Here is a 23,743-nt window from a genome sequence, read left to right on the forward strand (position 1 = left end):
CTACTCCGCTGGCCGCGTCTCTTCCAGCGCGCTTTCCTCGTTGAACAGGAAGCCGCCTGACTGCCGTTTCCAGAGCCGCGCATAGAGCCCGTCGAGCGCGACCAGCTCGTCATGCGTGCCTTGTTCGACGATGCGGCCGCCGTCGAGCACCACCAGCCGGTCGAGCGCCGCGATGGTGGAGAGCCGGTGCGCGATGGCGATCACGGTCTTGCTTTCCATCAGCCGGGTCAGATTCTCCTGGATCGCCGCCTCGATGTCCGAATCGAGCGCCGAGGTCGCCTCGTCGAGGATGAGAATCGGCGCATCCTTGAGGAAGACGCGAGCAATCGCCACGCGCTGCCGCTGCCCGCCGGAGAGCTTCACGCCGCGTTCGCCGACATAGGCCTCGTAGCCGGCGCGACCGCGGTTGTCGCGCAGTCCCAGGATGAAGTCATGCGCCTCGGCCTTTTTCGCCGCCGCGATCACCTGCGCGTCGGTGGCGTCCGGCATGCCGAGCTTGATGTTGTCGCGCAGCGAGCGGTGGAACAGCGCGGTGTCCTGGCTGACCACGCCGATATTGCCGCGCAGCGAATTCTGCGTCACATGCGCGATATCCTGGCCGTCTATCAGGATCTGACCGCCTTCGAGGTCGTAGAGGCGCAGGATCAGGTTGGCCAAGGTCGTCTTGCCGGCGCCGGACGGGCCGACCAGACCGACCTTCTCGCCCGGGCGCACAACGAGATCGATGCCGTCGAGCACGCCCGCCCCTTTGCCGTAATGGAAGGTGACGTTGCTGACGTCGATGCGCCCGCCGGTGACGACCAGTTCCCTGGCGTCCGGCGCGTCGGTCAGGCCGAGCGGCTGCGAGATCAGCGCCTTGGAATTCTCCAGCACGCCGAGGTTCCGCAGGATGCCGTTGAGCTGCATCATCAGGCGGCCGAGCAGCATATTGAGCCTCAGCACCAGCGACAGGGTGAAGGCGACGGCGCCGACAGTGATCGAGCCTTCGACCCACAGATAGATGGCAAAGGCGGCGATCGCGGTGATCATGACGCCGGAAAGCATGGTCAGCGCCATGCGCACGCCGGTCAGCCGGCGCGTGAACGGCCGCAACGCGTCGAGATAGATGTCGAAACCGCTGCGGATATAGCGGTCGTCGCCATCGGCCGAAAACAGTTTCAGCGTCTGCACGTTGGAATAGGAATCAACGATGCGGCCGGTGATCATCGAGCCGGCCTCGGCGGTCGCCTCGGCATGCTTGCGGATCGCCGGCAGATAGAGTTTGGCCAGCCAGCCGAACGCGGCGATCCACACCACCACCATGACCGCCAGCCGCAAATCCAGCCCCGCGACCAGCGCCAGCGTGGTGACCGTATAGACGATCATGAACCAGACCACCTCGATGAAGCTTTCCATCAGGTCGCCCGTCGCCTGCCCCGCCTGCCAGACTTTTGTCGCGATGCGGCCGGCGAAATCGTTCTGGAAGAAGGCGTAGGACTGGCGCGAGACATGCCGGTGCGCCTGCCAGCGCACAAGATTGTAGAAGCCGGGCGTGATCGTCTGCTCGTCGACCAGCGCCGACAGGCCGACGACGGCCGTGCGGATGACGAGCACCACCGCGCCCATGAACAAAAGCTCGGGACCGGCCGCGGCCCAAAGCGCGTGCCAGCTGCGCTCGCCGGGCAACTGGTCGAGGATATCGACCAGCCTTCCGACGAAATAGAACAGGCCGGCTTCGACCAGCGGGGCGATGCCGCCGATGATCAGCATGGCGAAGAAGGCGAGCTTCGCCTGGCCGACATAGTGCCAGAGGAAGCCGCCGACGCTGGCTGGCGGCCGCAGATTCGCGGGCTCGCGGAACGGGTAGACCCAGTGCTCGAACCAGCGATAGATGGCTTGCATCATTCGGCGGCTTCACCTTTCGTCGCCCGGTCCTCGGCCGCCTGCTTTTCCTCGAGCAGGAAGCCGCCCGACTGGCGCCGCCAGAGCTGGGCGTAGAGGCCGCCGCTGGCGATCAAAGCCTCATGCGAGCCTTCCTCGACGATGCGGCCCTTGTCCATGACGACGAGCCGATCCATCGCCGCAATGGTCGACAGGCGGTGGGCGATGGCGATGACGGTCTTGCCTTGCATGAGCTTGTAGAGGTTCTCCTGGATGGCCGCTTCCACCTCCGAATCGAGCGCGGACGTCGCCTCGTCGAGAATGAGGATCGGCGCGTCCTTCAGCATAACGCGGGCAATTGCGATGCGTTGCCGCTGGCCGCCGGACAGCTTCACGCCGCGCTCGCCGACGAGCGCCTCATAGCCGCTTTGCCCATGCGGATCGGTCAGCCCCGCGATCACATCGTCGATCTGCGCGGCTTTGGCGGCGCTGAACATCGCCTCGTCGCTGGCCGACTGGCGCCCATATTTGAGGTTCTCGCGAACGGATCGATGCAAGAGCGAGGTGTCCTGGTTGACGAAGCCGATCGCCGCGCGGACGCTTTCCTGCGAGACGTTGCGGATGTCCTGCCCGTCGATCAGCACCTTGCCGTCCTGCACGTCGAACAGCCGCAGCACGAGATTGACCAGCGTCGACTTGCCGGCTCCCGAACGGCCGATCAGGCCGACCCGCTCGCCCGGCGCGATCTTCAGCGACAGATTGTCGATGACGCCGCCTTTGCCGTCCTTGCGCCAGTAGTTGAAGTTCACCCGGTCGAACTCGATGCCGCCGGCGGTCACGACGAGGGCCGGTGCGTCAGGCTGGTCCTGCATCACGATCGGCCGAGCGATCGTCGTCATCGAGTTGCTGGCGACGCCGATCTGCCGGAAGACGTTGGCGCCGACATCGAGGATCCTGCCGGAGATGTTGGCGATCTGCAGCGCGAACGGTATCGCCGTCGCCACGGCCGCCGTGGTCATGGCGCCGGCGTTCCAGCCGAGGAGCGCCAGCCAGCTCACGGCGATAAGCAGCACCGCGTTGAGGATGAACAAGGCCGACCACATCAGCGTGAAAACGCGCATCAGCTGGTAGAACGTGTCGGCGTGCTCGACCACCGCTTGCGAGACATATTTGTCCTCGTGCTCGCCGGTCGAGAATGTCTTGAGCGTCAGGATGTTGGTATAGCTGTCGACCATGCGGCCGCTCACCTGCGACCATCGCTCCGACAGTTGGGACGAGCGTTGCGTGATCCTGGGCATCGCAGACCAGAAGATCAGGCAATAGAACACCAGCCACACCGCCACGACAGCCAGGAGAAGCAGATCGAGCCGCGCCAGCACGACGATGGCGACCGCAACGAAGACAAGCGCATACCAGACGGCATCGACAGTGAGGTTGACGCTCATCTCCATCGAATCGCCGCTCTGCATGACCTTGGTTCCGATGCGGCCGGCGAAGTCGTTCTGGAAGAATGACCAGTCCTGGCGCACGACATGCCAATGGCTCTGCCAGCGGATGAGGTCGATGAGATTGGGCGCGATGGCATGATTGCGGATGAGAGCGTCGATGACCATCGACAGCGGACGCAGCATCACTATGCAGGCCATCAGGACGAGCAGCGGCCCATGCGCGACAAAGAAATCGCCCGGCTTGGTGCTGGAGAGCAGGCCCACGATCAGGCCGACGAAAATCGGTAGCATCGCGTCCACTATTGCCGCGACGGCAACGATGACGATGCGCAGCCAATAGGCGGCGCGAAACTGCCTTATGAAATACCAGTAGAACCGCCAAAGTCCCATTGGCGGCTGCCTGTCGTCGGCCAGCGCCACCGGCGAATAACGGCTTTCGAACCAGGTAAAGATGCGGTCGAACATTTTTCTCTCATAGGCGCCGGAAACCCGCCGGCGCCCGATCTGATCGCCCGCGGTCTCTGACCAGGTCGTGGTTACGCCCGGGAACGATTCCCGGCAATCGCCGTAACCTTGATGCCGGAGCGGCTCGACGGCTCACAGAACCGCCGGACCGCTCCAAGTCTTTGTTTGCGCAATTCCGGACGGAAACCACTTCCTCGAATTGCTGCAATCGCGATCGCGTTACTCCGCCGCCATCTCGGATTGAGGTGCCTTCGCATCAGGCCCGACCGGCGCATCATCGAGCAGGAAGCCGCCCGACTGACGCTGCCAGAGCTGGGCATAGAGCCCGCCCCTGGCGACGAGTTCCTCATGCGAGCCTTCCTCGATGATGCGGCCCTTGTCCATGACGACGAGCCTGTCCATCGCCGCGATGGTCGACAGGCGGTGCGCGATGGCAATCACGGTCTTGCCCTCCATCAGCTTGTAGAGGTTCTCCTGGATGGCCGCCTCGGCTTCCGAATCGAGCGCCGACGTCGCCTCGTCCAGGATCAGGATCGGCGCGTCCTTCAGCATGACGCGGGCGATCGCGATGCGCTGCCGCTGGCCGCCGGACAGTTTCACGCCACGGTCGCCGACGTGAGCGTCGAAGCCCTTGCGGCCGTTGTGGTCCGAAAGCCCGCCGATGAAATCGAGCGCCTCCGCCCGCCGCGCCGCCTCGATGAGCATCTCGTCGGTCGCGTCCGGCCGGCCGTAGAGGATGTTCTCCTTCACCGAGCGATGCAGCAGCGAGGTGTCCTGCGTCACCATGCCGATCTGCGCGCGCAGCGAATCCTGCGTCACCGCCGCGATTTCCTGGCCGTCGACCAGGATCCTGCCGCTTTCCAGGTCGTAGAAACGCAGCAAGAGGTTGACCAGCGTCGACTTGCCGGCGCCGGAACGCCCGACAATGCCGACCTTCTCGCCGGGCTTCACGGTGAGCGACAGGTTCTCGATGACGCCCTTCTGCTTTCCATAGTGGAAGCCGATATGGTCGAAACGGATCTCGCCCTGGCTGACGGCGATGTCCCTGGCGCCCGGCCTGTCCTCGACAAGGCGCGGCAGGGAGATCGACTGGATGCCGTCCTGCACCGTGCCGATATTCTCGAACAGCCCGGACATCTCCCACATGATCCACTGCGACATACCCCACATGCGCAGCACAAGGCCGATGACCACGGCGACCGCGCCGATCGTCACCGCTTGCTCCAGCCAAAGCCACAGCGAGATCGCCGTGACCGAGAACAGCAGCAGCGAATTCAGGATGTAGAGCAGGCCGTAGAGCACCGTCACCAGCCGCATCGAGCGGTAGACGGTGTCGAGGAAGTTCGCCATGCCTTCCCTGGCGAAGGTCGCCTCGCGCCGCGCGTGCGAAAACAGCTTCACCGTCTGGATATTGGTGTAGCTGTCGACGACGCGGCCGGTCATGGTCGAGCGCGCGTTGGCCTGTTCCTCGCCGACCTTGCCGAGCCGCGGGATGAAAAAGCGCAGCAGCCCGATATAGCCGACCAGCCAGACGGCGAGCGGCGCAGCCAGCCGCCAATCGGCCGAGCCGACGATAAACAGCATGCCGAGGAAATAGACAATGACGTAGTTCAAGACGTCGATCAGCTTGATCACGCATTCGCGCACGGCGAGCGCCGTCTGCATCAGCTTGGTGGCGATGCGGCCGGCGAATTCGTCCTGATAGAAAGCCATCGACTGCTTGAGCAGATAGCGATGCACCTGCCAGCGGATGCGCATCGGATAGTTGCCCATCAGCGTCTGCTGGTTGAGCAGCGAGTGCAGCCAGACCGTACCCGGCAGCGCGAACAGCACGACGAAAGCCATGCCGGCGAGCTTCCAGCTTTCCGTCTGCAGGAAGGTTTCGCGGTTTTGCCCGGACAGCCAGTCGACGATGCGGCCCATGAAGCCGAACATCCACACTTCGGCGATGGAGATCGCCGTCACCAGCACCGCATCCATGATGATGTAGGGCCAGGCGCCTCGCGTATAATGCACGCAGAACGCGACCAGCGTCCTCGGCGGCTCGACCGGCTCCGCGGCCGGGAAGGGATTGAGCCTGTTTTCAAACCAGCGGAACATTCCAGGCACTCACGATGCTATGCGCGCTCACGCGGCGCGGGATTGATGGGGTAGGTTTTGCAGCCGCGCAGCATTGCGGGCCGGCGATACGGAATCATCCGTCTCACCGGCCCTGCTTCGCGCAATATAGGGTGTCTTGGGCTTTTCGCCGACAGGCTCGTTTGGCGATCCCGACGGCCCCGAACTTGCCGACGACAAGCCTGAGCCTGCCCGGTTTCTGTCGCCCGGCCGAATCAGACGGATGATCCGGCGCACCAGCGTGGGCCGGCTGTGGTCGGGCACCGCGCGCGAGAAATCGACGTCCGGCAGCATGCCGCGATGCGGCCTGCGCCGCTTCTCGGCATGCACCGCCGACGAATAGGTCTCGCCGATCAGCAGCGCCCAGGTGGCCACCTTGCGCTCATGCAGGCTTCTTGACCCGGGTATCTTGTAGGGATCGAACATCGATCCGTCCTCCATATGCAAATGCGTTAAAAACGGTGATGCGGCCTCGACCACCGGCATTCGGCCGAAGGCGCGGATCGAATCGGTCGGAAGATGACGACAAGCATCAATCCCGACACGTTCAGTTGGGGCGCGGCGCCCCTTTGGCAGTTTGAAAAACATCGCAAGATTCCTTCGAAGGCCGAAAACTGGGTTCGGCGGGAATCGGTGCGATGAGGACTTAAAGTGTCAGAAGAATCGTCGTACCGAAACCGCCGGCGGGCATAGGTGAGCCCCGGAGAGGAGCTGGAAGTGCATGGTCATCATGTGTTCCCCTCCATTCGGTTCGGGTTGACGATGGTGGGCATATACTCGACTTCGCAGAAAATGGCCACCCGCCAGTCCAGAAATCGCCGAAAGCCGGAGGCGCCTGTGGCCGATCTGCCACTTATTAGCAGGATGCGAAAATGAACGATCGTCTCCGCATCGCGCTCTACCAGCCGGACATCGCCGGCAACACCGGAACAATCCTGCGTTTCGCCGCCTGCCTCGACATCGGCGTCGACATCATCGAGCCGGCCGGTTTCCCACTCTCCGACCGGGCGCTGAAACGGGCCGGCATGGATTACCTCGAAATGGCGGCGCTTTCCCGCCATGCCGACTGGCACGCCTTCGAGGAATGGCGCAAGACGCATGCGCGCCGCCTGGTGCTGCTCACCACCAAGGCCGCGACCGCCTATACCGACTTTGCTTTCGCCGCCGGCGACATTCTTCTGTTCGGTCGCGAATCGGCCGGCGTGACGGAAGAGGTCCACCAGGCGACCGATGCGCGACTGACTGTTCCGATGCGGCCGGGCGCGCGCAGCATCAATGTCGCGCTGTCGGTCGCCATGGTCGCGGGTGAAGCGCTTCGCCAGCTCGGAAAATAGTTCTCGCGCGTCCGCGCTATCCCGAACCGCCGTCCCTTCCGCCGTCATTCTTGCCCAGGCGCACATCGCCCTTCTCCTGCAATTGCCCTATCGACGTTTCCTGGCTACAAGCTCAACTTAACTTGAGGTCAAGCAGGAATTTGGGAATGGCTCCAGTGAGGGAATTGACGGTCGGCCAGGTGGCGATGCGCAGTGGTGTTGCGGTATCGGCACTGCATTTCTACGAGGCGCGCGGGCTGATCCGCAGCCACCGCACGTCCGGCAACCAGCGCCGCTACAGCCGCGACGTGCTGCGGCGCGTGGCGATCATCCGCGTCGCCCAGGAGGTCGGCATTTCGCTCGCCGAGATCGCCCGGGCGTTCCAGTCCCTGCCCGAAGAGCGCACGCCGACACGCGAGGACTGGAACCTGCTTTCAACGGCCTGGCGCGATGGGCTCGACCATAAGATCAGCCAGTTGAAGAAATTGCGCGACGGCCTCACCGACTGCATCGGCTGCGGCTGCATGTCGATCGACAAATGCCCGCTGAGGAACAGAGACGACAGGCTGGCCAGGGAGGGCACGGGCGCGAGGCGGTTAATCGCGCCCTGAACAGGAGCAAAGCGCTTATCGCGCATTAAAAGAGGCGACTATGCTAGGACACCTGATCCAAGCAGACGAAGAGACCCAACTCATCACTATCTATCGGATCGATACTGGCGGTATGCCAACCCTCTTCACCTCCGTAAGCTTCGAGGAGGCCCGGAAGATGGGTCTGGAAAAATTCGGCAAGTTGCTTGGCGAGAACCTAATTCTGGATTCTCCAAAATTGCGCAACCTGTTTTTGCCGTGACTTTCTCAATCCGCCGCCGGCAGCCGCCGCATGGTGAATTCGATCACATCGCCCGGGCGTTCGAACCAGCTTTCGATCTCGGTCCAGTAGGCCTGCTTGGGGAAACGCTCAAACCACTCCTTCGCCTTCAGGCGTGCCGCGGGCCTCGGCAGCACGAAGGTCTCGCGCAGGAATCCGTCGCGCGGCTGGTCTGCACGCTCGGCGCGCGAGCGCTCCAGCCTCTTCTTCAAGCCATCCAGCGGCGGTCTTGCCGGGGTGCGCACGAAGGAACTCCTTTGCACCTGGATCAGACAGGACTTGACCCTTGCCTTTAAGAGATTAGGGATCGCGGGCGGAAAAACGAGTCATTTGTCAGGCAAGCGGCCTGTGACTGGAGACGGATTTGGAACGACCTGACCTTCCGGTGGGACTGCCGGCCGACATCGAGCAGAAGAAGATGAAGGCCCGCCTCTGGTTCGAGGCGCTGCGCGAGCGCATCTGCGCCACCTTCGAACAGCTCGAGCAGGAGCTTCAGGGACCGCTGTCTCCATGGTCGCCCGGCCGTTTCGAGAAGACGCCCTGGGAGCGCGACGAAGGCAAGGGTGGCGGCGGCACCATGTCGATGATGCGCGGCCGCGTCTTCGAGAAGGTCGGCGTGCACACCTCGACCGTCCATGGCGAATTCTCGCCCGAATTCAGGAAGCAGATTCCCGGCGCCGAGGAAGACCCGCGCTTCTGGGCGAGCGGCATCTCGCTGATTGCGCATCCCTGGAACCCCAACGTGCCGGCTGTGCACATGAACACGCGCATGGTCGTCACCACGCGCCAGTGGTTCGGTGGCGGCGCCGACCTGACGCCGGTGCTCGACCGTCGCCGCACCCAGGACGATCCCGACACGATCGCCTTCCATCGCGCCATGCAGTTCGCCTGCGAGAAGAACGCCGCCGTCGCCGACTATCCCAAATTCAAGGCCTGGTGCGACGAGTATTTCTTCCTGCCGCACCGCAACGAGCCACGCGGCATCGGCGGCATCTTCTTCGACTGGCTCCATTCGGACGAGGACAGGGGCGGCTGGGACGCCGACCTCAATTTCGTCCAGGACGTCGGACGCTCTTTCCTCGTCGTCTATGCCCATCTGGTGCGGGCCAATTTCAACCAGAACTGGACCGATGGCGAGCGCGACGAGCAGCTCATCCGGCGCGGCCGCTACGTCGAGTTCAACTTGCTTCACGATCGCGGCACCATCTTCGGCCTGAAGACCGGCGGCAATGTCGCCTCGATCCTTTCCAGCCTGCCGCCCGAGGTAAGATGGCCGTAACGATCCGGTGAGCGCGGCGATGGCCGCATTGCTGTCCCATTCGCCGAATCTTGGCGGGCAATGTGGCAGGGACGATATCTTTTTCGTCTAATATCCTTTTGAAAAAATTGAGCTATTTAAGGTTGTCGGGCCGGGAAGCGCCGACGGTCGAAGCGCAGATCATCTGTTTCCCGCTGGCCGTGACCCGGCGCGACTTGACGGCCCAGACCGATGAGGGTGCCTAGCCTGACGGGTGCCCAGATTTCCAGGAGAACATGCCATGCGCAAGCTTATCGTGACGGCGGCAGCGGCCGCCTTTCTCGCCTCCGGTGGCGCCGCGTTCGCGGCGGTAAAGCACACAACGGGAACCGTGAAGAGCTTTGACGGAACGGCCATGAGCCTTGTTCTGGATGACGGATCGACATTCAAGCTATCCAAGGCCTTCAAGGATCCCGGCATTCAGGCCGGCGAGAAAGTCCGCGTGTCCTGGGACATGAACGGCAAGAACAAGATCGCTGAGGCCGTCAAGATCATGAAGTAACGGCCGGAGCAATTCCGGGAAAGCGCGTAGCGGACAGGCTGGAGCATGATGCCGAAAAGTGTGAAGCCGTTTTCGGACGGCATCATGCTCTATCTCTTTGATTTAGAAACGGATTCAGATTTCAGGTCATTCGACCTGAAATCATCCGGCTCCAAGCGATCTCGCCGCAGCCTTCCACCGGAATCGCGTGAAGACGAAGAGGCAAAGCAGGCTCAGGCAGCACGAAAGGCGGGGCACCAGTGCTCCGCCTTTCGGTTTCCTGCTTTGGCGCGCTGGCCGCACCTCGCGACTCTTCGTGCAACCGAAGACGGCGGCATGTGTTATTGTTATCCATCCGAGCAATTCCGCGAAGACGTGCAGCGACTTCCGATGGAATTGCATAACAATAAAGGACTGGAGCGGTCAGGCTGAGCGGCTCCACAGCGAGGAAAGGAAAACCCATGAAGGAATTTCAATGCGGATCGCTGGTTCCCGGCTGCGACTGGCACACGCGCGCCGAGGAGGAAGCTGAGGTCATGCGCCGCGCCGTCGAGCATATGCGCGAGACGCATGGCGAGACCATCATCCGCGAGACGATGATCGAGGCGATCCGCTCGCGCATCCAGAAGGTTCGCGACGCCGCCTGAGCGGCCAAATTCCAGAATTCGACTGCCAGACTTTCTGCCGGCGATCTCCTAGGTCGCCGGCAGAAACATTTTCCGCATGATTCCAAGCAAATTCTTATATTCGTAGCAGCTTGGATAACTTTGCAGTAACAGTGCGCGTGCGATTCTCCGACCCGTGATCCGGCCGGCGGGCTGCCCGAGGAGCTTCCGCCATAAGGCGCCGTCCGGAATGGTGGAGCGAGGTGCTTCGCGCATGCGCGAGCGGTCCAACATCGGAGTCGGTTTCTGCGCCGCGGCGCTCCTGTCGGGCGCCTTGCTCCTTGCCTCCGCGGCAACGGCCCAGGAATGGACGACCTCGCTCGTCGATATCCATCAGGGCTCTCCGCTCAGCGACAAGGCCAGGGGCCTTGGCAACGGCGGCTACGAGTTGCAGAGCGGAAGCTGGGTGTCGTTCAACCACTGGTACAGTGCCAACTGGGTCGACATGCATGTGGACCTTCTCACCCAGATCACGCCCGATACCGGCATTCTCTGGGGATTTGGCACAGGCGAGCAAGCCGAGAAATACCGTATCGAGCCCAGCCTGAAGCTTGGCTTTCTCACCCAGATCCATCCCAATCCGAACAGCACGCTGTCGCTTTCGGTCACCTCGACCATCGGCGGCGGCCTCACTGAAAAGCCCTGCGAAGCCGACTATGGCGACCTGGGCACCTACAGCGTCAATTGCCGGCTCGCGGCGGGCGTGACGGCGCCGGAGGAAACCTTGAAATACCTGGTCAGCGCCAAGCCGGAGACCATGCATCTCTGGTTGAATTATCGTCTCACCTTCTGATCGCGGGAGCCGCAAATGAACATCATCTCGTGCCCAAATTCGCGCCGGTCCCGGTCCTCGTTGGACTGGAGAATGAACATGACGTTGGGCGTTGCAGCCGCCTTTGTCATCCTTTCGGCCCCGATTGCCTCGGCGCAGGAAGTTCTCAGCGCGGACGAGATGGCTGCGCTCTGCCACGGCGGCGGCTCCATCTGCGTGAGCGCAACGATCCCCGCGCGGTCGACGCAGGCCGTCCAGAGCTGGATGAGCCCCGACGTCGGCGCCGCATGGGCAGCCGGCTACAAGGGCCAGGGCGTCACCATCACCATGGTCGACGACTTCAGCAGTTCATCGCGCTTTTATGGTAATTTCGGCATCGGCACCCAATACCAGCGGCACGGTGAGTGGACGCGCGAGGAGGCCAGCATGATTGCTCCGGCGGCAACCATCCGCTCCAAGGATTTCTCGACGGGCTCGGCTGTCTCGCTGGCGAGCGGCCGCAACGTGCTGAACCTCAGCTACGGCATGTACACCACCGCGGGCTACAGCACGAGCCAGATCTGGTGGGCTCCCGAGGAGTACTCGATCATCTCCTACGCCAGCAGAGGCTCGGCCATCGTCTCGAAGGCGGCCGGCAACGACTCGGTCGCTGTCGGCGGAGTCACCGGTGGCCAGCAGGACTATCTCGACCTGGCCCTGATCGGCAAACCGACGGCGATCTTCGTCGGCGCGCTGTCGACGAACGGCACCACAACCAACAAGGCCCAGCTCGCCTGGTATTCCGACTATGCCGGCTCCAACCCGCTCGTGCAGAGCCACTTCCTGGTGGTCGGCGTCGAAGGCGACAAGACCGGCCTCTACGGAACGTCCTTCGCCGCGCCAATCATCTCCGGCTACGCCGCGATCATCGGCAGCAAGTTCACCAAGGCGACACCGGTGCAGATCACCAATGACCTGCTCAACACGGCCCGCACCGACACGCTGGCCAATTACAACCCCTCCGTCTACGGCAAGGGCGAGGCAAGCCTTTCCCGCGCGCTCGCCCCTGTGGCGATCCATTGACAGGCGCTGGTGCCCGGTTCCCACTTTCGGGAGACATGCTTTAGGTTTTCAGGGCCTGCGCGGCGCGTCTCATGAGCGCGCCGCGTTCCAGGGTGAAGCCCGACCCGACCCATTCCTTCTCGAGGTTCTTTAGCGTGGCGCCGAGCTTCGGCCCCGGCGAGGCGCCAAGCGCGGTCAGGTCGGCGCCCTTGATCGGAAACACCGGCTTTTGCCATCTCAGCGTGAAATTGAGCAGGCGTGAAAAGCCGCCGGCCTCCATCATCGCCTGATTGTCCTCGACCGCGCGCGTCCGCGCCGCCGCGAGCGCCAGCCGGATGCGGTCGAGATAGCCGTCGCGATCGCCGTAATAGAGCTTTTTGGCCAGCTCGGTCTCGGTCGCCTTCGCATCCGGCGCAACGGTCAGCGCCCAATGCCGCAGGCGATCGGCATCGTCGTTCGACAATCGCAGCCGCTCGCCGAGCGTCTTCATGCGCACGGCATCGGGCGGAACGATCGCCTCCAGCCTCAGCATCGGATCGGCAGCCCAGCCGAGATCCTTTCCAGCTTTGACCAGGCCGTGGATGGCGTCGATGCCCCATTTCTCGCTCTCCGGCAGCACCGTGGAAAGCACGCCGGCCTGGCGCATCCAAAGCAGGGCGCGCGACGGATCCGCGGCCGATAACAGCTTCTTCAGTTCCGACCAGACCCGTTCGGCGGAAAGCTGGGCAAGCCCGTCCTTCAGCCTGGCGCAGGCCTTCAGCCCTTCCGCGTCCGGCCGTCCTTCGCCATACCAGGCAAAGAACCGGAAAAAACGCAGGATCCGCAGATAATCCTCGCGGATGCGCGCTTCCGCGTCGCCGATGAAGCGCAGCCGCCGCGCCTCGATATCGGCAATGCCGCCGACGAGGTCGACGATCGTGCCGTCGGCTTCGGCATAGAGCGCGTTGATGGTGAAGTCGCGCCGCTCGGCGTCCGCTTTCCAGTCGCGCCCGAAGATCACTTTTGCCCGCCGCCCATCGGTCTCGACATCGGCCCTGAGCGTCGTCACCTCATAAGGCTTGCCGCCGGCGATCACCGTGATCGTGCCATGCTCGATGCCTGTGGGCGCCGTCTTGAAGCCGGCCGCCTCGGCGCGCCGGATGGTTTCCTCGGGCACGGTGGTCGCGGCGATGTCGATGTCGGCGACCGGCTGGCCGATCAGCGCATTGCGCACCGCGCCGCCGGCGACACGCGCTTCCTCGCCGCCCTCTCTCAGCGCCGCGAGAAGCTTCTGCAGATGCTTTTCGGCCAACCATTCGGCCTTGCCCAAAAGTGACGCCTCAGCGCTCAACCATAAAGCCTTTCATAGAGCGTGCGGATGATGCCGGCGGTGACGCCCCAGATGCGCTGGCCACCATAGGGCATCTCGTAGAAGAACCATTCGAGGTCATTCCACATGCGGCTGTCGCGCGCGTGGTTGGCCGGGTCCATCAGGAAACTCAAGGGCACCTCGAAAGCGGCATCGACTTCATCGGCATTGAGCGTCAGCGAAAAATCCGGCCGAACAATGGAAAGCACGGGCACGATGCGGTAACCGCTGCCAGAGACGTAGTCGGGCATGCGACCGACGATCTCGATATGCTCGCGATCCAGGCCGATCTCCTCGAAAGTCTCGCGCAACGCAGTGGCTTCAGGGCTCTCGTCGGTCGGGTCGATGGTGCCACCGGGAAAAGCCACCTGGCCGGAATGGCTGCGCAGCTTCTCGGCACGCTTGGTGAGCAGCACCATGGCGCCCTCGGGGCGATCGACCACCGGGATAAGCACCGCCGCGTCGCGCAGCGGCTTGACGCGTTCGAGCCTGGGATGGCCGGGGTTGAAGCGATGATCGCCGAAATCGTCGCCACCTGGCTGCGCCTCGGCCTGCGCCGCGACGCGCGCCCGAAAATCCGCGATCGAAAACGGCGCAGGCGTCACCTGGTCCATCACGCGCTCAGCCGTTTCAGCTTCTCGGCCGGCATGATCGGATAGACCTCGCCGCCCGATCGGACCGCGAACATCGCCCTGCCGTCGATATCGATCTCCTCGCAATGCTCGACCAGTTCGTACATCACCGGCCGTGCCACCAGCGCCTCCAGCCGCCCGCGCACCAGCACATAGGGCTTCAACCCGCCGGTTTCATCCTCGTCGACGAAGCGCAGCGGACGGCCGGGCCCGGCCGCGACGACGTCGCCGACATTGGTGCGGAAGGTGATGACCTGGTCGTCCCCGCTGCCTGACACATTCATCTCAACGGCGATGAAGGGCGCATCGACGACGCGGATCCCGACCCGCTCGACCGGCGTCACCAGATAGGTCTTGCCGTCGGCATCCTTGCGCAGCACGCTGGAAAAAAGCTGCACCAGCGGCATGCGGCCGATCGGCGTGCCGAGATAGAACCAGGTGCCGTCGGCCTTGATCTCCATGTCGAGGTCGCCGCAGAAATCCGGATTCCAGCGCTCGACCGGCGCTGGCCCCTTGCCGGCCCGCGCCGCGCGCGAGATCAGCGCCTCCAGGCCCCGCGCCTCGGTGGCGCCAGTCAGGCTCTGTTTGCTCAGGCTCTGCTCGCCCGGGCTTTGTTCACGATGTTCGCTGCGTTCGGCCATGGTCACGAAATAGTCACTGTTGTCCCGATTGTCAGCCTTGTCCGCCCAAGTCTGTGATTTAAGTTCAATTACAGGCGCCAGGTGAGACCGAATCGCGGCACTCTGCGGCATTGAGAATGCAGGCCGGTATTTCCAACCACAAGGATCGAACGGCATGAGCGTGATGATCAAGGAAAGCCCGATCAGCGAAAAAGCGATGATCGAGGAAGCCGAAAAGGCGCTGGCCGACATCTCCAGGGTCCGCGACGCGGTCGGCCGGGTGATCTTCGGCCAGGAAGCCGTCGTCGAGCGCACGCTGGTGGCGCTGCTGGCCGGCGGCCATGCGCTGCTGGTCGGCGTGCCGGGCCTCGCCAAGACCAAGCTGGTCGAGACGCTGGGTATCGTGCTTGGCCTCGATTCGCGCCGCGTCCAGTTCACGCCCGACCTGATGCCGTCGGACATCCTCGGCTCCGAGGTGATGGAGCAGGACGAGTTCGGCAAACGCTCCTTCCGCTTCATTTCCGGGCCGATCTTCACCCAATTGCTGATGGCGGACGAGATCAACCGCGCTTCGCCGCGCACGCAGTCGGCGCTGCTGCAGGCGATGCAGGAATATCATGTCACCATCGCCGGCGCCCGCTACGACCTGCCTTCGCCCTTCCATGTGCTGGCGACGCAGAACCCGCTGGAACAGGAAGGCACCTACCCGCTCCCCGAGGCCCAGCTCGACCGCTTCCTGATGCAGGTCGACATCCTCTATCCGGAGATCGAGGCGGAACGCCGCATCCTGCTCGAAACCACCGGCGTCGACGAAGCCAAGGCCGACAAGGTGCTGCAGCCGGCGAGATTGAAGGAAATCCAGACGCTGATCCGCCGCATGCCGGTGCCGGAAAGCGTCGTCGAGGCGATCCTCAAGCTGGTGCGCTCGGCGCGGCCCGGCCAGGGCGATGCCGAGACCGACAAGCACGTCGCCTGGGGGCCAGGTCCGCGCGCCAGCCAGGCGCTGACCCTGTGCGCCCGCGCACGCGCCCTATATGATAGCAGGTTGGCGCCTTCGGTCGACGACGTTCGCGCCTTGGCCGAACCGGTGCTGCAGCATCGCATGGCGCTGACTTTCGCCGCCCGCGCCGAAGGCACTTCGGTGCGTGACGTGGTGGCGAAGCTGGCAAAAGGCATCTGATGGGTCGAATAGGCGAGGTCCAGGCACCGGTTGCGACGCGCGACGCGCTCGCCCGTGGCCGGTTGCGGGCTTCATTGGTGCCGGACCTCTTGGTCGAGGCGCGCCGCATCGTCAACACGGTGATCGCCGGCTGGCATGGCCGCCGTAAGCGCGGCATCGGCGAGAATTTCTGGCAGTTCCGGCCCTATGTCGAAGGCGATTCCTCGCGCATCGACTGGCGCCGCTCGGCAAGGGACGACCACACCTATGTGCGCGACCGCGAATGGGAAGCCGCGCATACTGTCTGGCTCTGGGCCGACCCCTCGCCTTCCATGCTCTATAAATCCGCCGCGGCAAGCGTCTCCAAGGAATCGCGCGCGCTGGTGCTGGCGCTCGCCTTGGCTGAGCTTTTGTCGCGCAGCGGCGAGCGGATCGCCTGGCCGGGCCTGACCGACCCGTTCACCGCGCGTAACGGCGCCGAGCGCATCGCCGCCCAGCTGAGCCATGCCGCCGCGCCTCCCGCCAAGCCGGATCTCTCGGCCATCCGCCGCTTCTGCGACATCGTGCTGGTCAGCGATTTCCTCGATCCGGTCGAGGAAACCATGGCCTGGCTCGACGTGCTCGCCCGCCACGGCGTGCGCGCGCATCTGATCGAGGTGGCCGATCCGGCCGAGGAAACCTTCCCCTATGCCGGCCGCACCGAGTTCACCGATCCCGAGACCGGCGACAAGCTGACCGCCGGCCGCGCGGAGATGCTGGCCGAGGAATATCGCCTGCTTTACCGGGCCCGCCGCGAGGAACTGGCCGCCTGGTGCAAGCGTCTCGGCTGGAGCTACACCGTCAACCACACCGACCGCCTCGCCTCCGAGGCGCTGGTGCGCATCCACATGGCACTGACCGTGGAAGGCGGTCATGCGGCGTCGATTGCCAATCGAGCCGGAAGGGCGGTCGCATGAGCTGGCTGCCGCTTTCCTTCGGGGCGCCCATGGTGCTGTGGGGCCTTCTGGCGCTGCCGGTGATCTGGTGGCTGCTGCGCCTCACGCCGCCCAGGCCGCAGACAGAGGTTTTCCCGCCGCTGAGAATCCTCGCCCGGGTCCTGAGGCGCGAAGAAACCCCGCAGCAAAGCCCATGGTGGCTGACGCTGCTTCGGTTGCTGATGGCAGCGCTCGTCGTGATGGCGCTGGCCGAGCCGGTCTTCAATCCGCGCGAGAAACTGCCGGCGGAAGGCGGTGCCCTGGCGCTTGTCGTCGACAATGGTTGGGCGAGCGCCGCCGACTGGAACAAGCGCGTGGCCACCGCCGAGCGGCTTATCGCCGACGCCGGCTCGAACGGCGTGCCAGTTGTCATCGCCTTCACCGCCGAGAAGCCCAATGCCGAGATCGGTCCTTTCGACGCCTCGGCCGCGCTCGATCACCTGCGCGCCACCAAGCCGCGGCCCATTCCCACCGACAGACCCGCCATCTATGCCCGCGTCGCCGCCGCGTTGGAGCGCCTGCCGGGAGCCACCGTCGCGGTGCTCGCCGACGGGCTTGCCGCCAAAGGCGACGAGGCCGCTTTCAAGACGCTGCTCGAAAAGAACGCGTCACGGCTGGTCTGGGCCACATCGGACCGGCCCGCCGTGACCGGCCTGATCGGCGCCGACAATCAGGTCGACGGTTTCGCTTTGACCGCCATTCGCGCGCCGGGCAATCCGGCTCCGGCGCAGGTCACCGCGGGCGCCTTCGACGACAAGGGCCGCCGCATCGCCGATGCGACGCTGACCTTCGCGCCGGGCGAAGCCGCCGCCACGGCGACGATGGCGGTTCCCTTCGAGCTGCGCAACGATTTCGCCTCGATCGCGCTCGACGGCGAGCACCAGGCCGGTGCCGTGCGCGTGCTCGACGAGAGCTCGAAACGGCGCCGCGTCGGCCTTCTGTCGCAGGCCGAGGCCGACCAGGCGCAGCCGCTTCTGTCGCCGCTCTACTACATCCGCCGCGCCCTGCAGCCCTTTGCCGACCTGGTCGAGCCGTCGAGCGCCGACCTCGCCGACGCCATTCCGCAGCTTCTCGACCAGAAGCCGGCGATGATCATCATGGCCGATGTCGGCACCATCCCGGCGCAGGTCAAGCAGCGTCTGGTCGACTGGGTCGACAAGGGCGGCACGCTGGTGCGTTTTGCGGGTCCCCGCCTTGCCGCGGCCGGCAATGATGACGACCTTTTACCGGTCAGGCTGCGCAGCGGCGAGCGCGCGCTGGGCGGCGCGCTGTCCTGGACGACGCCGCAGGCGGTGACCGAATTCCCGAAGAACGGTCCTTTCGCCGATCTTTCCCCGCCCTCCGAGGTGACGGTGAGCCGGCAGGTTCTGGCCGAGCCGACGCCCGACATCGTCGAGCGCACCTGGGCCACGCTTGCCGACGGCACGCCGCTGGTGACGGGCATGAAGAAGGACAAGGGCACGCTGGTGCTCTTCCATGTCACGCCCGAGGCGACCTGGTCGAACCTGCCGATCTCCGGCAGCTTCGTCGAAATGCTGCGACGCGTCGTGCAGCTGTCGCGCAACCAGGGCGCCGCGATCGCCAATGCCGAGGCCACCGCCGCGTCGCTCGCCCCCTATCGCATGATCGGCGCCGACGGCATGCTGACGCCGCCCTCGCCGGATGCTCGGCCGCTGGTGCCCGGCGCCGGTCCGCTGCCGGTGACCTTGGAAAATCCGCCCGGCCTTTACGGCTCGGAGACGGGCGTCTTCGCGCATAATCTGCTCGACGCATCGAGCACGTTCTCACCGCTGGTCCGCCCTCAGGTTTCGCTGCCGGTGACATCCATCCCCTATGCCTTCGATGAATCGGAGAACCTCAAAGGGCCGCTGGTCGCCATCGCGCTCCTGTTGATGGTGCTCGATACTTTGGCCGTGTTCTGGATGGGCGGCCTGCTGGCGCGCCGGCCGCGCCGCGCGGGCACGGCGGCGACCGCCGCGGCCGTCCTGGTCGTGCTGGGCGGCCTCTTCGGCCATGCCGATCTTGCCCGCGCCGACGATTCGAAGCCGGGCGACACCCAGGCGATCGACGATATTTCGAAGACCCGCATCGCCTATGTCATCACCGGCGAGCCCGGCGTCGATTCGATCAGCCGCGCCGGCCTTGAAGGCCTCACCCGTTTCCTGATCGAGAAGACCGCGCTTGAGCCAGGCCCGCCGGCCGGCGTCGACATCGCCAAGGATGAATTGTCCTTCTTCCCGCTGATCTATTGGCCGATCGATGCGACGGCGCCCATGCCGAGCCAAGCGGCGATCGCCCGCATCGACGCCTATATGCAGCAGGGCGGCACGGTTCTGTTCGACACGCGCGACCAGTTCTCGAACGGCATCGGCGCCGGCTCGGCAAGCCCGGCGACCGAGCGGCTGCGCGACATCCTCGCCAATCTCAACGTGCCGCCGCTGGAGCCGGTGCCGTCCGACCACGTGCTGACCAAGTCCTTCTTCATCCTTCCGGAATTCCCCGGCCGCTTCAACGGCAGCCCGCTCTGGGTCGAGGCCTCGCTCGACGCCAGCAACACCGAGAACCGCCCCGTGCGCACCGGCGACGGCGTCTCGCCGATCATGATCACCGCCAATGATTTCGCCGGCGCCTGGGCGATCGACGAGAACGGCGATCCGATGCTGCCGACGGTGCCGCCGGATCCGATGCAGCGCGTCTACGCGCTGCGCGCCGGCGTCAACATCATGATGTACATGCTGACCGGCAACTACAAATCCGACCAGGTGCACGTGCCGGTGCTGCTCGAACGGCTGGGGCAGTAGGTCATGAACTGGTCTATCTCCTTCGAGCCGCTCGTCTCCTGGCCGCTTTTCGGCCTGCTCTTCGTGCCGTTGCTCTTGCTTGCGCTGGTCGGCCTGTGGTTTCGCCAGCGCGGCTCGGCATTGCGCTTCATCGCGCTGCTCGCGCTTGCCGCGGCTTTGCTCAATCCCGTTTTCCTCGCCGAGGAGCGCGAGGCGCTGAAGAGCGTCGTCGCGCTCATCGTCGACCGCAGCCAGAGCCAGGACATCGGCGACCGCGCCAAGCAGACCGATGAGGCGCTGGCCGGCCTGCAGCAGCGTCTTGCCCGCTTCAAGCAGTTCGATGTCCGCGTCGTCGAGGCCGGCAAGTCCGACGCCGCCGACGACCGCACCGAAACCAGGCTGTTCAGCGCGCTGGAGGGCGCCTTCCGCGACGTGCCGCCGTCGCGCATCGGCGGCGCCGTCATGATCACCGACGGCGAGGTGCATGATGCGCCGGCCGGGGCGCCGGAGTTCAACGCGCCGCTGCACGCGCTGATCACCGGCAACGAGCATGAGAAGGACCGCCGCATCCGCTTCGAGAACGCGCCGCGCTTCGGTCTCGTCGGCAAGCCGCTCGACATGACTTACCGCGTCATTTCGACGGAAGGCGACGGCGCGCCTGTGGACGTGCGCGTCTCGGTCAATGGCGAGCAGGTATCGGTCGAGCACGCGACCGTGGGCCAGCCGATGAAGCTCTCGGTCACGATACCCAATGCTGGCCGCAACATCGTCCAGCTCGGCATCGATCACGAGCCCGGCGAGCTGACCGACGCCAACAACCGGGCGATTGCCCTGGTCGACGGCATACGCGAGAACCTGCGCGTGCTCCTGGTTTCCGGCGAGCCGCATGCCGGCGAACGCACCTGGCGAAACCTTTTGAAGTCGGACGCATCGGTCGATCTCGTCCACTTCACCATCCTGCGCCCGCCGGAAAAGCAGGACGGCACGCCGATCAACGAATTGTCGCTGATCGCTTTCCCGACGCGCGAGCTGTTCGTCGAGAAGATCAAGGATTTCGACCTGATCATCTTCGACCGCTACCAGCACCGCGACGTGCTGCCGATCCTCTATTACGACTACATCTCCGAGTATGTCGAAAAGGGCGGCGCGCTGCTGATTGCCGCCGGCCCCGAATATGCCGGCGAAAACTCCATTGCCCGCACGCCGCTCAACGCCGCGCTGCCGGCCATGCCGACCGGCGAAGTGGTGGATAAGGCCTTCTATCCGCGCCTGACCGATCTCGGCCAGCGCCATCCGGTGACACGTGGGCTCGACGGCTCGGCAAGCGAGCCGCCGCATTGGAGCCGCTGGTTCCGCACCATCGGCGTCAAGAACCCGGAAGGCGAAGTGGTGATGAAGGGTGCCGACAACCGGCCCCTGCTCCTGCTCGACCGCAAGGGCGAAGGCCGTGTCGGCATGCTCCTGTCGGACCAGGGCTGGCTGTGGGCGCGCGGCTTCGAGGGCGGCGGTCCACATGTCCAGCTCTATCGCCGCATCGCCCACTGGCTGATGAAGGAACCGGAGCTGGAAGAGGAACGGCTGACCGCCGACGGCCGCGGCATGGTGCTCGAAATCCGCCGCCAGACGATGAGCGACGATCCGGGTCCCGCTCAGGTCATCACACCGTCCGGCAAGACCGTGACGGTGAAGCTCGAGAAAGCCGAGCCCGGCATCTTCACCGGCAGCCTGCGGACCAGCGAGATAGGCCTTTACCAGATCGGCAATGGCGATCTCACCGCGCTTGCCCATGTCGGTCCGATCAACGCGCCGGAATTCCAGGACGTGGTCTCGACCGAGGACCGGCTGAAGGCGCCAGCCGAGGCGACCGGCGGCAGCGTGCGGCGGCTGGCGCCGTCATCCACGCTCGCCAATCTTGCCGGCGGCGTGGCCCTGCCGTCGATCGTGCCGGTCCGCTCCTCAGCGGCCGCTTCGGGCGACGATTGGATAGGCCTGCGCACGACCGATGACAGCACGCTCAAGGCCGTGTCGCGCGTGCCTCTTTTCGGTGGCTTCCTCGGCCTCGGCCTCTTGCTGCTCGCCATCGGCTCGATGTGGTATCGCGAAGGGCGCTGAGCCTCTTCACCTCTCCCCTTGTGGGAGAGGTCGGATTGCCCCGATTTGTCCTTCACAAATCGGCTGGCAATCCGGGTGAGGGGTAAGCTTGGCGCCAAGCTGGAGCACCCCTCATCCGTCTCGGCGCTGCGCGCCGATCCACCTTCTCCCACAAGGGGAGAAGGGGAACCCTGCCCCTACTCCTCCGGTTCGGTCGTGAACAGAAGCGGATAGCCCTTGGCCTTGCCGGCATCGGTCGCTCGCGCCGCCTTGGTCTCGGCGACGTCGCGCGTGAACACCGCGACGACGCACACGCCGCGCGTATGCGCGGTGATCATGACGCGGTGCGCCTGATCCTCGCTGAGCTTGAATTCGCCCTTGAGCACCGTCACCACGAACTCGCGCGGTGTGAAGTCGTCATTGATGAGGATAACCTTGTAGAGCTTCGGCCGCTCGGTCTTCGGCTGCGTCTTGGTGCGGGGTTTGATGACGGTTTCAGGCATCGGAATCCACCAGTGATGAACTGGGTTTTCACTTCACTCTGTCACGCAGGAACGCGCACGTCCATTTGCCGCGCAACAGCAACGTGGGCCAAGGCAACGAAAGCTTTATGTGGGGAAGCGTTGCCTGCCGGTCAACGGCCCTGGCGCCCGACCGGGCGGCGTATCGCGCTGCCTGATGTGCCCGAGCCGGCGTCACCATCCATGCCTGAGCCACGTTCCATGAAGGCAAACAATATCCAGCCGGCCAGGCCGATCAGCGTAATGCCGGTCAGCACGATCAGGATCCAGGACTGCGTCGGGGTGATATAATCGAAACTCGATGAGATGGCCGGAGCGAACAGCTCGGGCTCGGTCCTGCCGCTGGCGGGATCCGGCACGGGGCTTGCGGCAAAGATGATCAACGATCGCGCGGCGGCGGTGACGATCAGGCCGCCGAGTGTCAGCGAACGCATCAGGGACGAAAGCCGCTTCTTCATGCGGATTGTCCTACAGCACCGGCATTGCAATCAGGTTAAGGGTCGCGTCAGGCGCGGCGGAAACTGCCGGTTGAGAGGCTTTCCTCGCGCATAAGCCGCTCCGGCCGAAATGGCCGGAACGGCTTTGCAAGATGATGCCGAAGCCTGGATCAGGTCTTCGGGGCGTCCTTCTTGTCGGTCTTCTTGACGACCTTCTTGGCAGCCTTCTTGTGCTTCTTGGCGGTCTTCTTGACGACTTTCTTCGCCGGCTTGGCGGTGGCGTCGGCCGGAGCGGTCGTGGTGGTCGCCGTCGAAGCAGCCGGAGCGGTGGTCGTCGTCTGGGCGTTGCCGAGAGCCGGCATCGCGAAAGCGAGGGCAACACCGAGACCGACGGCGGAGAGGATGGACTTCTTCATGGCTTCATTTCCTTTTTTGTTGCAGATCTGGATGAGCGTCACTGAACGGGATCGATCGGCGTCACTCCAAGCAACTTCAAAGCGTTTGCGAGCATCCGGATTCCCTGTGCCTGTTTCTTGTTGGCGCAGAACCGATTTCCCTTTCTTTGCAGTGCTTTCGCCGCGGTGACCTGCGTTGCCGCGGCATGGGTTTCGAGGGCTTCGTCAACCTGACGGCTCAGATTGGTGCAGCGCTCGGTCCGGGTGAGCGGGACGACCTTCGCATTGGAGGCGCCGGCCGCTGCTGTGATGAGCGATATGCTGAGCAAAGCACCCGTCACGCTGATCCAGAACCTCTGCATCGATCTTGTCCGCTACTCCGAAGACTCGCGTCGCAGCCATCACCTGACCGCCACGGCACCGGTTATGGTCTTGAAACTTTTCACCAGTTTTTCT

25 protein-coding genes are annotated in these 23,743 nt (G+C 64.4%); 13 read left to right on the plus strand and 12 right to left on the minus strand.

Translation table 11 applies throughout. From position 1 onward, the window contains the following. From RFM41_RS00550 to RFM41_RS00565, 4 genes are all read right to left on the minus strand, one after another. Entirely contained in the window at nt 1–1,884 is a 1,884-nt protein-coding gene (locus tag RFM41_RS00550; RefSeq protein WP_320245588.1) for an ABC transporter ATP-binding protein, read from the minus strand. Further along, entirely contained in the window at nt 1,881–3,773 is a 1,893-nt protein-coding gene (locus RFM41_RS00555; RefSeq protein ID WP_320245589.1) for an ABC transporter ATP-binding protein, read from the minus strand. The genes RFM41_RS00550 and RFM41_RS00555 overlap by 4 nt, the downstream gene beginning before the upstream one ends. 219 nt (nt 3,774–3,992) lie before the next feature. Beyond that, the gene (locus RFM41_RS00560) at nt 3,993–5,873 is read right to left on the minus strand and encodes an ABC transporter ATP-binding protein (RefSeq protein WP_320245590.1); all 1,881 of its coding nucleotides are present in this window, start codon (nt 5,871–5,873) and stop codon (nt 3,993–3,995) included. Nucleotides 5,874–5,900: 27 nt separating this feature from the next. Next, on the minus strand, nt 5,901–6,479 hold the full coding sequence (locus RFM41_RS00565) for a hypothetical protein (protein ID WP_320245591.1): 579 nt from the start codon (nt 6,477–6,479) through the stop codon (nt 5,901–5,903). Nucleotides 6,480–6,763: 284 nt separating this feature from the next. On the opposite strand from RFM41_RS00565, the gene RFM41_RS00570 reads away from it, so the two are divergent. From RFM41_RS00570 to RFM41_RS00580, 3 genes are all read left to right on the plus strand, one after another. Beyond that, nucleotides 6,764–7,225: a tRNA (cytidine(34)-2'-O)-methyltransferase gene (locus tag RFM41_RS00570; RefSeq protein ID WP_320245592.1), complete on the plus strand. Its 462-nt coding sequence runs from the start codon at nt 6,764–6,766 to the stop codon at nt 7,223–7,225. Between the two features lie 146 nt (nt 7,226–7,371). After that, nucleotides 7,372–7,815 (plus strand): redox-sensitive transcriptional activator SoxR, encoded by a 444-nt coding sequence (gene soxR, locus RFM41_RS00575; protein WP_320245593.1) that lies wholly within the window; start codon nt 7,372–7,374, stop codon nt 7,813–7,815. A 40-nt stretch (nt 7,816–7,855) separates the two neighbouring features. Further along, nucleotides 7,856–8,056, plus strand: coding sequence for a hypothetical protein (locus RFM41_RS00580; RefSeq protein ID WP_320245594.1), 201 nt, complete (start codon nt 7,856–7,858; stop codon nt 8,054–8,056). Between the two features lie 5 nt (nt 8,057–8,061). On the opposite strand, the gene RFM41_RS00585 is transcribed toward RFM41_RS00580, so the two are convergent. Continuing rightward, complete coding sequence (locus tag RFM41_RS00585; RefSeq protein WP_040989701.1) at nt 8,062–8,319, minus strand: hypothetical protein; 258 nt, start codon at nt 8,317–8,319, stop codon at nt 8,062–8,064. A 119-nt stretch (nt 8,320–8,438) separates the two neighbouring features. Here RFM41_RS00585 and hemF point away from each other — a divergent pair, with 119 nt between their 5' ends. The 6 genes from hemF to RFM41_RS00615 all read left to right on the plus strand — a co-directional run bounded on the left by hemF (nt 8,439) and on the right by RFM41_RS00615 (nt 12,351). Beyond that, nucleotides 8,439–9,353 carry an oxygen-dependent coproporphyrinogen oxidase gene (hemF, locus tag RFM41_RS00590; RefSeq protein ID WP_320245595.1) on the plus strand — a complete coding sequence of 305 codons (915 nt, stop codon included), beginning with the start codon at nt 8,439–8,441 and terminating at the stop codon, nt 9,351–9,353. Nucleotides 9,354–9,612: 259 nt separating this feature from the next. Continuing rightward, nucleotides 9,613–9,873, plus strand: a complete 261-nt coding sequence (locus RFM41_RS00595) for a DUF1344 domain-containing protein (RefSeq protein WP_149790876.1) — start codon at nt 9,613–9,615, stop codon at nt 9,871–9,873. 45 nt (nt 9,874–9,918) lie between these two features. After that, nucleotides 9,919–10,284 carry a hypothetical protein gene (locus RFM41_RS00600; protein WP_320245596.1) on the plus strand — a complete coding sequence of 122 codons (366 nt, stop codon included), beginning with the start codon at nt 9,919–9,921 and terminating at the stop codon, nt 10,282–10,284. Nucleotides 10,285–10,313: 29 nt separating this feature from the next. Next, nucleotides 10,314–10,499 carry a DUF1059 domain-containing protein gene (locus RFM41_RS00605; RefSeq protein ID WP_040989704.1) on the plus strand — a complete coding sequence of 62 codons (186 nt, stop codon included), beginning with the start codon at nt 10,314–10,316 and terminating at the stop codon, nt 10,497–10,499. 232 nt (nt 10,500–10,731) lie between these two features. Continuing rightward, nucleotides 10,732–11,310 carry a hypothetical protein gene (locus RFM41_RS00610; protein WP_320245597.1) on the plus strand — a complete coding sequence of 193 codons (579 nt, stop codon included), beginning with the start codon at nt 10,732–10,734 and terminating at the stop codon, nt 11,308–11,310. Between the two features lie 78 nt (nt 11,311–11,388). Then, a complete protein-coding gene (locus RFM41_RS00615) occupies nt 11,389–12,351 on the plus strand; it encodes a S8 family serine peptidase (protein WP_320319241.1) in 963 nt (320 codons plus the stop codon). A 40-nt stretch (nt 12,352–12,391) separates the two neighbouring features. On the opposite strand, the gene RFM41_RS00620 is transcribed toward RFM41_RS00615, so the two are convergent. Genes RFM41_RS00620 through RFM41_RS00630 form a run of 3 tightly spaced genes read right to left on the minus strand, consistent with a single transcriptional unit; the run spans nt 12,392 to nt 14,951 of the window. Further along, the gene (locus RFM41_RS00620) at nt 12,392–13,660 is read right to left on the minus strand and encodes a CCA tRNA nucleotidyltransferase (RefSeq protein ID WP_320245599.1); all 1,269 of its coding nucleotides are present in this window, start codon (nt 13,658–13,660) and stop codon (nt 12,392–12,394) included. After that, entirely contained in the window at nt 13,657–14,292 is a 636-nt protein-coding gene (locus RFM41_RS00625; RefSeq protein WP_320245600.1) for a CoA pyrophosphatase, read from the minus strand. Before RFM41_RS00625 ends, RFM41_RS00620 begins: the two co-directional genes overlap by 4 nt. Beyond that, on the minus strand, nt 14,292–14,951 hold the full coding sequence (locus tag RFM41_RS00630) for a DUF1285 domain-containing protein (protein WP_320246190.1): 660 nt from the start codon (nt 14,949–14,951) through the stop codon (nt 14,292–14,294). Before RFM41_RS00630 ends, RFM41_RS00625 begins: the two co-directional genes overlap by 1 nt. A 154-nt stretch (nt 14,952–15,105) precedes the next feature. Here RFM41_RS00630 and RFM41_RS00635 point away from each other — a divergent pair, with 154 nt between their 5' ends. Genes RFM41_RS00635 through RFM41_RS00650 form a run of 4 tightly spaced genes read left to right on the plus strand, consistent with a single transcriptional unit; the run spans nt 15,106 to nt 21,955 of the window. Further along, the gene (locus RFM41_RS00635; protein ID WP_320245601.1) at nt 15,106–16,110 is read left to right on the plus strand and encodes an AAA family ATPase; all 1,005 of its coding nucleotides are present in this window, start codon (nt 15,106–15,108) and stop codon (nt 16,108–16,110) included. Then, complete coding sequence (locus RFM41_RS00640; protein WP_320245602.1) at nt 16,110–17,045, plus strand: DUF58 domain-containing protein; 936 nt, start codon at nt 16,110–16,112, stop codon at nt 17,043–17,045. The genes RFM41_RS00635 and RFM41_RS00640 overlap by 1 nt, the downstream gene beginning before the upstream one ends. Continuing rightward, nucleotides 17,042–19,864, plus strand: coding sequence for a DUF4159 domain-containing protein (locus tag RFM41_RS00645; RefSeq protein ID WP_320245603.1), 2,823 nt, complete (start codon nt 17,042–17,044; stop codon nt 19,862–19,864). The genes RFM41_RS00640 and RFM41_RS00645 overlap by 4 nt, the downstream gene beginning before the upstream one ends. A gap of 3 nt (nt 19,865–19,867) precedes the next feature. Continuing rightward, nucleotides 19,868–21,955 (plus strand): hypothetical protein, encoded by a 2,088-nt coding sequence (locus RFM41_RS00650; RefSeq protein WP_320245604.1) that lies wholly within the window; start codon nt 19,868–19,870, stop codon nt 21,953–21,955. Between the two features lie 176 nt (nt 21,956–22,131). On the opposite strand, the gene clpS is transcribed toward RFM41_RS00650, so the two are convergent. The 4 genes from clpS to RFM41_RS00670 all read right to left on the minus strand — a co-directional run bounded on the left by clpS (nt 22,132) and on the right by RFM41_RS00670 (nt 23,649). After that, nucleotides 22,132–22,437, minus strand: coding sequence for an ATP-dependent Clp protease adapter ClpS (gene clpS / locus RFM41_RS00655; protein ID WP_320245605.1), 306 nt, complete (start codon nt 22,435–22,437; stop codon nt 22,132–22,134). A gap of 131 nt (nt 22,438–22,568) precedes the next feature. Then, nucleotides 22,569–22,913 (minus strand): hypothetical protein, encoded by a 345-nt coding sequence (locus RFM41_RS00660; RefSeq protein ID WP_320245606.1) that lies wholly within the window; start codon nt 22,911–22,913, stop codon nt 22,569–22,571. Between the two features lie 149 nt (nt 22,914–23,062). Beyond that, nucleotides 23,063–23,308, minus strand: coding sequence for a hypothetical protein (locus RFM41_RS00665; RefSeq protein WP_320245607.1), 246 nt, complete (start codon nt 23,306–23,308; stop codon nt 23,063–23,065). Between the two features lie 38 nt (nt 23,309–23,346). Next, on the minus strand, nt 23,347–23,649 hold the full coding sequence (locus tag RFM41_RS00670; RefSeq protein WP_320245608.1) for a hypothetical protein: 303 nt from the start codon (nt 23,647–23,649) through the stop codon (nt 23,347–23,349). Nucleotides 23,650–23,743: the final 94 nt, after the last annotated feature.

The sequence above is a fragment of the Mesorhizobium vachelliae genome, from assembly GCF_033977325.1.
Lineage (GTDB): Bacteria > Pseudomonadota > Alphaproteobacteria > Rhizobiales > Rhizobiaceae > Mesorhizobium > Mesorhizobium vachelliae.